Below are 9,877 nucleotides of genomic sequence, written 5' to 3'. Positions count from 1 at the left end.
CCGCAGCTCCCACATTTGCTGCAACGTACCATGGCCTGCAGGATCTCCGTTGTCAGCCTTGTTGGTCCGGCCTTGGATCTGTGGGGCGGCGCACATGCCGCCCACACCCGCAGCATCACCTACCTCAGATCAAACCGGTCCAGGTTCATCACCTTGGTCCACGCCGCCACAAAGTCACGCACGAACCGCTCCTGCGCATCCGCACTGGCATACACCTCGGCCAACGCACGCAACTGCGCATTCGAACCAAACACCAGATCAACCCGGGTGCCCGTCCATTTCACCGCGCCCGTGGTGCGATCACGACCCTCGAACACGTCGTTGGCCTCGGACACCGGCTTCCACTCCACACCCATGTCGAGCAAGTTGGCAAAGAAGTCATTGGTCAACACCTGCGGCCGCTGCGTGAACACGCCATGGGTAACACCACCCGTGTTGGCACCCAACACCCGCAAGCCCCCCACCAGCACGGTCATCTGCGGTGCGGTCAAGGTCAGCAACTGCGCCTTGTCGATCAACAGCGCCTCCGGCGACACACGGTAGCGGCCCTTCAGGTAGTTGCGGAACCCATCGGCTATCGGCTCCAGAAAACCGAACGACTCCACGTCGGTCTGCGCCTGGCTCGCATCCGTACGCCCCGGCGTAAACGGCACGGTCACGCTATGCCCGGCGTTTTTCGCCGCCTGCTCCACACCCGCACTCCCCGCCAACACGATCAGGTCCGCCAACGAGATTTTCTTGCCACCGGCCTGCGCCGCATTGAAGTCGCGCTGCACACCTTCAAGAGTACTCAGCACGGTCGCCAGCTGGTCCGGCTGATTGACCTGCCAGAACGTCTGCGGGGCCAGGCGCAAGCGGCCACCATTGGCCCCGCCGCGTTTGTCCGAGCCCCGAAAGGTCGAGGCCGCCGCCCAGGCAGTCGACACCAGCTGTGCCACCGACAAGCCCGACGCCAGCACCTTGGCCTTGAGCGCAGCCACATCGCTGTCATCAACCAGCGCATGGTCGACAGCAGGTAGGGGGTCTTGCCACAGCAGTTCCTCGTCCGGCAGTTCCGGCCCCAGGTAGCGCGAGAGCGGGCCCATGTCGCGGTGAATCAGCTTGTACCAGGCGCGCGCGAAGGCATCGCTCAATTCGTCGGGGTTGGCCAGGAAGCGCCGCGAGATCTTCTCGTAGATCGGGTCGAAGCGCAGCGACAGGTCGGTGGTGAGCATGGTCGGGTTGCGCCGCCTCGACGGGTCGTGCGCATCCGGGATGATACCTGCCCCCGCACCGTCCTTCGGCGTCCACTGGTTGGCCCCAGCCGGGCTTTTGCTCAGTTCCCACTCGAAGCCGAACAGGTTTTCCAGGTAGTTGTTGCTCCAGCGCGTGGGGGTCGTGGTCCAGGTGACTTCCAGGCCACTGGTGATGGTGTCGGCGCCCTTGCCGCTGCCAAAGCTGTTCTTCCAGCCCAGCCCCTGCTCTTCCAGCCCCGCCGCTTCCGGCTCGGCACCGACATTGTCGGCCGGGCCGGCGCCGTGGGTCTTGCCAAAGGCATGCCCGCCGGCAATCAACGCCACCGTCTCCTCGTCGTTCATGGCCATGCGCGCAAAGGTCTCGCGAATGTCCTTTGCCGCCGCGAGCGGGTCCGGGTTGCCTTCCGGGCCTTCGGGGTTCACGTAGATCAGGCCCATCTGCACCGCCGCCAGGGGGGGTTTCCAGGTTGCGCCCCTGGTCGGTACGGCTCTGCTCGTTACCATGCTGCTCAGGCTCGGCCACCAGCGTGCCTTCGCCCGGTGGCTGCATGGCCTCGGGGTCCTTGCCGTAGCGCGAGTCACCGCCCAGCCACTTGTTCTCCGCGCCCCAGTAGACATCCTCGTCCGGCTCCCACACATCGGGGCGACCACCCGAGAAACCAAAGGTCTTGAAGCCCATCGACTCCAACGCGACGTTGCCGGTGAGCACGATCAGGTCGGCCCACGAAATCGACTGGCCATACTTCTGCTTGATCGGCCACAGCAAGCGGCGCGCCTTGTCCAGGCTGACGTTGTCGGGCCAGCTGTTGAGCGGCGCGAAGCGCTGCTGGCCGGAGCCCGCCCCGCCACGTCCGTCACCGGTGCGGTAGGTGCCGGCGCTGTGCCAGGCCATGCGGATGAACAGCGGGCCATAATGGCCGAAGTCGGCGGGCCACCAGTCCTGCGAGTCGGTCATCAGCGCGTGCAGGTCTTGCTTGAGGGCCTGGAAATCGAGGCGCTTGAACGCCTGGGCGTAGTCGAAACCCTGATCCAGCGGATCAGACAACGACGAATGCTGGTGGAGGATCTTCAGGTTCAACTGGTTCGGCCACCAGTCACGGTTCGTCGTGCCACCGCCAGCGGCGTGATTGAACGGGCATTTCGATTCAGTTGCCATGGGAGCGCTACCTTTGGTCGGGTTCATGTCGCCAGGCGGCTCCCTCGGCCCCCTCCAACAGGTGACCCACGGCAGGCCCGGCACAACGCGTGCTTGTCTCTTCATCAGGCGGACTGACTGCCAGCGTTTGCCAGCACCGAATTAAGGCTAGCCCCCACCTCCGGCTACGGCAAATAGCCGCAGTATTGGTAGGTGATAGCCATAATCTCTTATACGAAACCCGTATGCGGGGGGAAGGTAGACCATGGCTCGCGGGCCTTCCCGCCGATGCACCAGGCCTGGCGCGAGCCCCCCCTGCACGGGAGGTCCGCCGATGGACAAACGCCCGCGTTGCACCGCCATCCACGAAGCCGGCCATGCCCTGGCCGTGTGGTGGAATGGCCAGCCGATCACCCGCGTGACCGTACTCACCCACGCCCAGGCCAGCAGCGGCCCGCTGATCGACCTCAAGGGCAACCCGCACGCCGCCCAGGGGCTGGTGGAAGCCGACTACCTGATCGTGCAGCCCGCCTTCGCCGCCCCGCGCATTGCCGAATACCTGCCTTCGCTGGTCGAACCCATCGAGCGCGACCTGCTGCATTGTCTGGCCGGGCCCGTGGCCGAGGCGATGTACCAGGGCGTGCCGCCCGACCGCGTACTCGGCGGCAGTGGCCGCGGCGACCGCTGCCGCGGACATGAGCTGATCCGCCTGCTGCCGGCGCACAAGCTGCTGGATGCCGAGCCCCTGGCCATCGCGCGCTCACGCACCCTGCTGCGCCGCTACTGGGCTGCCGTCACGGCCGTGGCAGACCTGCTGCAAGCACGCGGGACAGTCGACGGCGAAGCGGTGTGCGCACTGCTGAGTGCCGTGACCGGCGAGCCGTCCCTGCGACGCAGCGGCGACTTGCACTCACTGGACCGTTGAGACCCCGCCGCCCCCTCGCAGCACGCAGATCAGAAGTCGCCGCGCAGCGTCAGCATGTAGCTGCGCGGGTCGCCGTAGTAGCTGCCACGACGCAACTCGCCCACCGACTTGTAGTAGTCCTTGTCGAAGACGTTCTTGACGTCGACGCCGACCTTCCAGTGGTTGTCGATCTTCCAACTGGCCAGGGCATCGTACACAGCGCGACCGGGGTTGCCGACCTCGGGGCCGAAATCGTCGGTGGTGTAACCGCTCTGCGCCGATACCCCGCCGCCGAGCGTCAGGCGGTGCCAGTCGCCGGGCAGGTTGTAGGTGGTCGAGGCACGCAGCAGGTGGCGCGGCGTCTGGTAGTCGGTCGGGCCGCCCGTGGCATTGCGGGTGATGTTGAAGGTGTAGCCGGCCGACACCTGCCAGCCTGGCAGCAGCTCGCCGCTGGCTTGCAGCTCATAGCCTTTGCTGCGCTTGACCTGGTTGCCGAGGTAGCACACACCGCCCACGTTGCTCGGGCAGAAGGCGTTCTGGTCCGGATCTTCGACAGCCACATCGTTCTGCTTGATGTAGAACACCGCTGCCGAGAGGTTCAGGCGACCGTCGTACAGTTCGCCTTTGAGGCCGGTCTCGTGGTGGGTGCCGACCGCCGGGTCCAGCAGCGTGCCGCTGGCGGTACGGTACTGGCTCTGCGGCTGGAAGATATCGGCGTAGCTGGCGTACCACGACCATTGCTCGCTGAAGTCGTAGATCACACCGACAAACGGGGTGAACTGGTGGTCCTGGCGGTTGGCGGCCTTGTCACCGCTGAACTGCTCCCGCGTCTGGTACTCGTACCAGCTCAGGCGCCCGCCCAGCACCAGGCTCAGGGGCTCGCTGAGGCGAATGCGGGCATTGGTGTAAAGGCCATAGCGCCGCGCAGTGCTGTCGTCGATGGTATCCCAGCCGGTGCGCACAGGCTTGGCCGAAGCGTGGTGATCGGGGTTGAACACATCAATGGGCGTGCCGTTGGCCAGGTTGGCGTTCTTGCTGTGCAGGTCTTCATCCGACCAGTTGCCACCGACCATCAGCGAGTGCTCCAGGCCAAAGGCCTGGAAGGTGCCGGACAGGTTGGTGTCGATGCCCGTGTCGACCACCTCGTCACGACGAAACAGGTTGCTGTACAGCACCGAGCCTCGTTGCGTCTGCGGGTTGATGGCACCGCGTGGCAAGGCGACGCGCTGGTCAAAACCGCCTTCGGAGCGGGTCAGCGAGGTCTTGCTCTTCCAGTCGTCGTTGAGCTGGTATTCGAGTTCGGCGAACACTTCGGTCTGGTCGCTTTCGTGCCGGTTCCAGTCCTGCGCCAGCGAGGTGGAACGCGACGCGTCCAGCGCCTTGCCAGTGCTGTAGCGCGGCAAGCCGAAGATGGCATAGCCGTTGGTCACGCTGCGCTGGTGGCGCAGGCCCACGGTCAGCAGCGTGCGGTCATTCAGGTCGGCTTCGGCGATGCCATAGAACAGCGGCATGCGGCTGCTGGCCTGGTCATAGAAGTACTGGCGATCTTCATAGGCCACCAGCGCGCGGCCGCGCAGGGTGCGGGCATCGTTGAGCGCGCCGCTGGCGTCCAGGTCCATGCGGTAGTAGTCGTCGGAGCCGGCGCGGCTGGTGACTGAATACTGGGGCAGCGCGGTCGGGCGCTTGCGCACCAGGTTGATCGCACCGCCCGGGTTGCCATTGCCCACCAGCAGCCCGGCGGCGCCACGCAGGATCTCGACGCGGTCGTACACCGCCGTGTCGGGGGTCATCCAGCCAGTGGGGCTGTGGATCACACCCGGCATGCCGTCCACCAGGTAGGCGTCGGCGCCCAGTTCGAAACCGCGGGCGTTGAACTGGTGGTCACCGAAGTTGCGGGTCTGCAAGGTGATGCCCGGCGCCTGGTACAACACCTGGTCCAGCGAGGTGAGGTTGCGGTCGTCCATCTGCTGGCGGGTGACCACGCTGACCGACTGCGGCGTTTGCCGCAGCGAGGCGACGCCTTTGCCGAGCGTCACTGCCCGCGCAGTGTAAGAGCCCGTGCCTTCGGTGGGCTGGGCGCTGACCACAGCGTTGATGCTGGTGGCCGAGAGTTCCAGGGCGTCGGTGGCCGGCGCCCGCACGATCAGCCACACCCCGCCTTCCAGGCGCATGCTCAGGCCTGAACCTTGGAGCATCTGCTCCAGCGCCGAGCTGAACGCGTAGCGGCCCTTGAGCGCGGGCGCGGTGTGCCCCGTCACCAGGTTGTCGTCGACCGCCAGGGTCACCCCGGCAAGGCTTGCCAGTTGCTTGAGCGAGGCGGCCAGCGGCTGGCGCGGCAGGTCGAGGTCTACGGGCGCGGCAGCGCGTGCAGGGACAGGGCGAGGGTGCCGGAGGCGACCAGGCTTTTGAGGCGGGTGAACTTCATGGAACAGCTCGTCAGGGACTGGGGATAACCATTGACGTGGCAGCGTTGCAAAACCCCTACCTGCCCGCGCAAAAAAACTATCGAGGCACCAGCAGTGTCACGCCGTCCTGGGTCTGCAGGCTTACCGGTGCCAGTTGCGGCAGCAGCGTGACGAAGTGTTCGAGGTCGGCGATCTGCACCACGGCGGTGATCGCGTGCGCCTGCGGCTGCACGGCCTGGAGCGGCACGCGGCGGTAGCGCGACAGCGCTGCAGCGATCTCGCCCAGCGTGGCGCCCTCGAAGCTCAGCCGCCCCTCGACGAAGCTGAAGGCGCTGGCTGCAGAGCGTTGCAGGCGGTGCAAATGCCCCGCCCCGTCAAGTTCGCCCACCTGGTCGCTGGTGAGCAGCATGCTGGCACCCTGGCTGGCGAACGAGACACGGCCTTCGGCCACACTCACCTGCACCTGCGGCGCCAGCCGTTCGACCACGAAGCGGGTGCCCAGCACACGCACCTGCGCCGCGCCGGCATCAACGGTGAATGGCCGCGTGGGCGCGTGCCGCACGCTGAACATGGCGCGCCCGCGCAGCAGGTACACCTGCCGGTTGGACGCGCCGAGCAGCACGTGCAGATGGGTATCGGCGTCCAGCACAATCTGGCTGCCATCGTCCAGCGTCACCCGGCGCGTTTCGCCGGTGCGGGTCATCAGGATCTGCTCACCCTGCCCACGGCCCGACAACACGCCGCCAGCCATCATGGCCAGCAGCAATCCGCCCAATGCACCGTTGCGCACGAAGCGCCGACGGCTGACCTGCTCCATGGCGCTGGCCAGCGACTGGGTGTGGGCGGTGCTGGAGAAACTGCCCCACAACTCGCTGAACGCCTGGTACTCGGCGGGGTTGCGCGGGTCGGCCGCCAGCCATTGGCTGAACGCCTGGCGGTCGGGGTGGTCTGGCGGCAGGTCGAGCAGGCGCGTGAACCAGTGGGCGGCCTGGTGCCGGGGCGAACTCACGAGGCGAACTGCTCGCGTGCGTCGCGCAAGTCCAGCAGCGCCCGCACCAGATGGCGCTCCACCATCGACACGTTGATGCCCAGCATGCGCGCCACTTCGACCTGACGATGGCCTTCGATGCGGGTCAGCCAGAACACCTCGCGGCAACGTGCGGGCAGATGCTCAAGAATCCGCTGGATGGCTTCGAGGCGTTGCTGCAGGTCGGCCAGGTGCTCGGCCGAGGGTGCGAACTCGGCGCCTTCGCGGGTATCCATCCAGGGTTCGAGGTCACCTTCGGGCAGCGCAAAAAAAACGCGACGCATCGCGATAGTGATCGATCAGCACCGAGTGCGCGACCCGGCGCAGGTACGCGTTGGGTTGCGCGATGGGGGCACGCTGGCTGGCCAGGATGAACCGGATGAACGCGTCGTGCAGCACATCGTGGGCGCGCTGCAGGCACTGGGTCTTGCGGCCCAGGCTCATCAGCAGGTCGGTGTAGGCCCAGCGCAGGTTGATACCGTTCCATTCCATCCAGCAGGCCTTCCCGCGAGGTTGCTCGAAGCACAAGGCGCCAGAGTGTAGTGCCTTGTGTAAAGCCTGTAAATGAGAGACGTTTGCAGTTGCTACCTGTTGCTGGCGGCCAGCAGCCAATCCCACTCGCGCCCGTTCGCCAACCGTGCGGATTTGAAATACACCGCATTGCGCTATAGAGTCGCGCCCCGTTGCGGCCAAAGGTGCCGGATATCGGTGGCGAAAGGGGCTGCAATTGAACCAACACACATTGTCCATGCGCCTGGAGCGCGTCGCCGCGCAGGTACCGGCGGGTGCACGCCTGGCCGACATCGGCTCGGATCACGCTTACCTGCCGGTGGCACTGATGCGCCGCGGCGCCATCTCGGCGGCAGTGGCCGGCGAGGTGGCACTGACCCCCTACCGCTCAGCCCAACGCAGCGTGCGCGAAAACGCCCTGGAACAGCAGATCAGCGTACGCCTGGCCAGTGGCCTGGCCGCGATCCGGGCGACGGATGCGATCACCGCGATCAGTATCTGCGGCATGGGCGGCGAAACCATCCGCGACATTCTCGAATGCGGCAAGGCACAGCTCGGCGGCCAGGAACGCCTGGTCCTGCAACCCAACGGCGGCGAGCAACCGCTGCGCCAATGGCTGATGGTCAACGGCTACCGCATCCTTCACGAGGAAGTGCTGCGCGAAAACCGCTTCGATTACGAAATCATCGTCGCCGAACGCGCCGAACCGGTGAGCTACAGCGCCCGGGAGCTGTATTTCGGTCCGCTGCAGATGCATACACGCAGCCCGGCGTTCCTGCTCAAGTGGCAGCACAGGCTGCGCCAGAAGCAGAAGACCCTCGGCCACTTTGCCCGGGCGCGACAGGCTGTGAGCGAACAGAAGGTGCAGGACCTCGAGCGCCAGGTCCGCTGGATCAGCGAACTGCTGGCATGAACCCGCGCCGCTGCTATCACGGCTGATCATACCGAGCTATCAACCGATTGCCGCGCCACGGGGCGCCGTTGTCAGTGGCCATCCAAATGCCATAGTCTATTGAGCCACCACACCAAACGCGCTACCGGGTTCACCTCCCTCGTGGGGCCGCCGCTTGCCGAGCTTGATGCAAGCGCACGGCCCATCGGGCAGCAACCCTGTGCTGCGCACAACAGGGAGTTCTGTTCATGGCATTTCCATCCACGTTCGTGCGCGCACTTTCGAACCTGGCAGCACTGGGCAGCGCGATGATCCCGCATCGGCTCAGTCGTGACGAAGCCCACCTCATCGAGCATTACCGCACCCTGTCCGAACAGGACCGTATCGCCGTGCGCTTCCTGTGCTCGGCCATCAAGGAAAACGCCCGGTTCTGAGACCAACGCGCGTGCATCCGCAATCGATGCCTGATCAGCGGCCTTGGCGATACTCGTACACCGCCACCGCGCTCGCATCGATAGCCGCCCTCAGCCGCTGCGTGAACGCCTGCAACGCACACAGCCGGCCGACTGCGGTGTCGTTGCAAGCGCCCGCATCGAACTGTGCCTGCAATGGCTGAACCGTTCCCTGCAGCGGTGTCAGTGCGCGAATCTGGTCGAGGCTCTGGGCCACGAAACGGGTACGCACGAAGCGCTCACCGGTCACGCTGTCTCGATAACGTTCGAACATCAAGGCGCTGCCGGGCGGGATATTGTCGGGCTGGTACTCACCCAGTTGCCAGTGAAACCCCAGCATCGAGCGCAACTGGGCAAGGTTGGTGTCATGCGCGACCAGCACCATCAAGGCCACCTGCGGCGGGTTGCCTTGGGCGCCATGCACCGCTAGCGCTGTGCCCTGCTCCAACGCGAGCACGATCTGCGTCATCAACTGCGAGCCGCCGCGCCGGGCGATGTACGGCGTGTCGTTGATGTATTGGTATTTTGCGCGGTGCAGGCCGGCCAGTGCGCTGACCGCCTGGGCGTCGGCGGCATTGCCAAAGGCGACCTCGCGCAACGGCTTGCCTTCGCTGTAGGCCAGGCGGATGCTTTCGCCGATCGACGAGGCGAGCTCCAGGCCGCTGACAGACAGCCGCCCGTCGTCGCCCTGCCTGAGTACCCAGGGCTGCTCGTAGAACGGGCAGCCTGCACCGTCCACGCACACCGCGGCCTTCAGCGCCTGCATCTGGGGCTGCAAGCGCTGCCTGAGCTGCTCGGCGCTACCACCCATGGCCTTCGTCACACCGGCAATGGCCTGGGCCGGATCAAGCCGGGCAAATGCCATCTGGTCGGTCTGGAACAGCGCGTCGAGCGGGGTATGCGGCTCGCTGGCCTGCGCCCCGCAGCCGGGGAACATGCCATCGAGCAAGGCGGCTGCGGTGGCTCGGGTGCGTTGCTTGGGGCTTGGCAGCACATAGTAATCGCCCGCCATGGGGCAACCCGGCGCGAGCAGGCCGGCCTGCCGGTAGTGCTGCGCCTGCCAGGCGCCCATCAGGCTGGCGGCCAGGTAGCCATGGCCGGTCAGGTGACCATCCGCCACCAGCCAGCGCGGCCATGCGCGGCCCGTGGCGTCGTGCATCTTCTGCACGTCGGTGGGCGGGCGCACGCCATGCCGGCTGACCTGGATGGCCTTTTCCAGCACATAGCGGCTCGCGGCGGTTTCTGCCGGCTGTGCCGACGCCGTATCACACAACACGCTCAGGGCCAGGCAGGCCCCGGCCAGGGTCTTGAGTACAG

At 66.1% G+C, this 9,877-nt stretch carries 9 protein-coding genes and 1 pseudogene; 3 read left to right on the top strand and 7 right to left on the bottom strand.

The genetic code is table 11. The features are described 5' to 3' along the window. Positions 1-119 precede the first annotated feature (119 nt). Both katG and G3436_RS28405 read right to left on the bottom strand, forming a co-directional pair. Entirely contained in the window at positions 120-1,739 is a 1,620-nt protein-coding gene (gene katG / locus G3436_RS26110) for a catalase/peroxidase HPI (RefSeq protein ID WP_279538748.1), read from the bottom strand. A gap of 163 nt (positions 1,740-1,902) precedes the next feature. Beyond that, a pseudogene (locus G3436_RS28405) lies at positions 1,903-2,127 on the bottom strand (peroxidase family protein); the annotation flags it as partial. A gap of 577 nt (positions 2,128-2,704) precedes the next feature. Between G3436_RS28405 and G3436_RS26105 the strand changes: the two are divergent. Next, complete coding sequence (locus G3436_RS26105) at positions 2,705-3,295, top strand: hypothetical protein (protein WP_163951158.1); 591 nt, start codon at positions 2,705-2,707, stop codon at positions 3,293-3,295. A gap of 29 nt (positions 3,296-3,324) precedes the next feature. Here G3436_RS26105 and G3436_RS26100 read toward each other — a convergent pair whose 3' ends face one another. The 4 genes from G3436_RS26100 to G3436_RS28125 form a co-directional block, all read right to left on the bottom strand. Beyond that, positions 3,325-5,559, bottom strand: a complete 2,235-nt coding sequence (locus G3436_RS26100) for a TonB-dependent siderophore receptor (RefSeq protein ID WP_338001328.1) — start codon at positions 5,557-5,559, stop codon at positions 3,325-3,327. 217 nt (positions 5,560-5,776) lie between these two features. Then, positions 5,777-6,688: a FecR domain-containing protein gene (locus G3436_RS26095; RefSeq protein ID WP_163951156.1), complete on the bottom strand. Its 912-nt coding sequence runs from the start codon at positions 6,686-6,688 to the stop codon at positions 5,777-5,779. Further along, a complete protein-coding gene (locus tag G3436_RS28130) occupies positions 6,685-6,990 on the bottom strand; it encodes an RNA polymerase sigma factor (RefSeq protein ID WP_243667338.1) in 306 nt (101 codons plus the stop codon). Before G3436_RS28130 ends, G3436_RS26095 begins: the two co-directional genes overlap by 4 nt. Next, the gene (locus G3436_RS28125) at positions 6,956-7,198 is read right to left on the bottom strand and encodes a sigma factor (protein ID WP_243667337.1); all 243 of its coding nucleotides are present in this window, start codon (positions 7,196-7,198) and stop codon (positions 6,956-6,958) included. The genes G3436_RS28130 and G3436_RS28125 overlap by 35 nt, the downstream gene beginning before the upstream one ends. Positions 7,199-7,433: 235 nt before the next feature. On the opposite strand from G3436_RS28125, the gene G3436_RS26085 reads away from it, so the two are divergent. Continuing rightward, positions 7,434-8,129 (top strand): tRNA (adenine(22)-N(1))-methyltransferase, encoded by a 696-nt coding sequence (locus G3436_RS26085; RefSeq protein ID WP_279538747.1) that lies wholly within the window; start codon positions 7,434-7,436, stop codon positions 8,127-8,129. Between the two features lie 227 nt (positions 8,130-8,356). Then, positions 8,357-8,542: a hypothetical protein gene (locus G3436_RS26080; RefSeq protein WP_163951154.1), complete on the top strand. Its 186-nt coding sequence runs from the start codon at positions 8,357-8,359 to the stop codon at positions 8,540-8,542. A 34-nt stretch (positions 8,543-8,576) separates the two neighbouring features. Here G3436_RS26080 and G3436_RS26075 read toward each other — a convergent pair. Next, positions 8,577-9,877 (bottom strand): histidine-type phosphatase (locus G3436_RS26075; RefSeq protein ID WP_163951151.1); only part of this gene is annotated, 1,301 nt, incomplete at its 5' end.

It is taken from the genome of Pseudomonas brassicae, from assembly GCF_010671725.1.
In the GTDB taxonomy this organism is placed as follows: Bacteria; Pseudomonadota; Gammaproteobacteria; order Pseudomonadales; family Pseudomonadaceae; genus Aquipseudomonas; species Aquipseudomonas brassicae.
The sequence above is the reverse complement of the archived record's forward strand: the minus strand, read 5'-3'. Positions and strand labels throughout refer to the sequence as shown.

Coding starts and splice junctions, on each gene's coding strand:
- katG (WP_279538748.1), bottom strand. CDS start 1,739: ATGGTAACGAGCAGAGCCGTACCGACCAGGGGCGCAACCTGGAAACCC.
- G3436_RS26105 (WP_163951158.1), top strand. CDS start 2,705: ATGGACAAACGCCCGCGTTGCACCGCCATCCACGAAGCCGGCCATGCC.
- G3436_RS28130 (WP_243667338.1), bottom strand. CDS start 6,990: ATGCGTCGCGTTTTTTTTGCGCTGCCCGAAGGTGACCTCGAACCCTGG.
- G3436_RS28125 (WP_243667337.1), bottom strand. CDS start 7,198: ATGGAATGGAACGGTATCAACCTGCGCTGGGCCTACACCGACCTGCTG.
- G3436_RS26080 (WP_163951154.1), top strand. CDS start 8,357: ATGGCATTTCCATCCACGTTCGTGCGCGCACTTTCGAACCTGGCAGCA.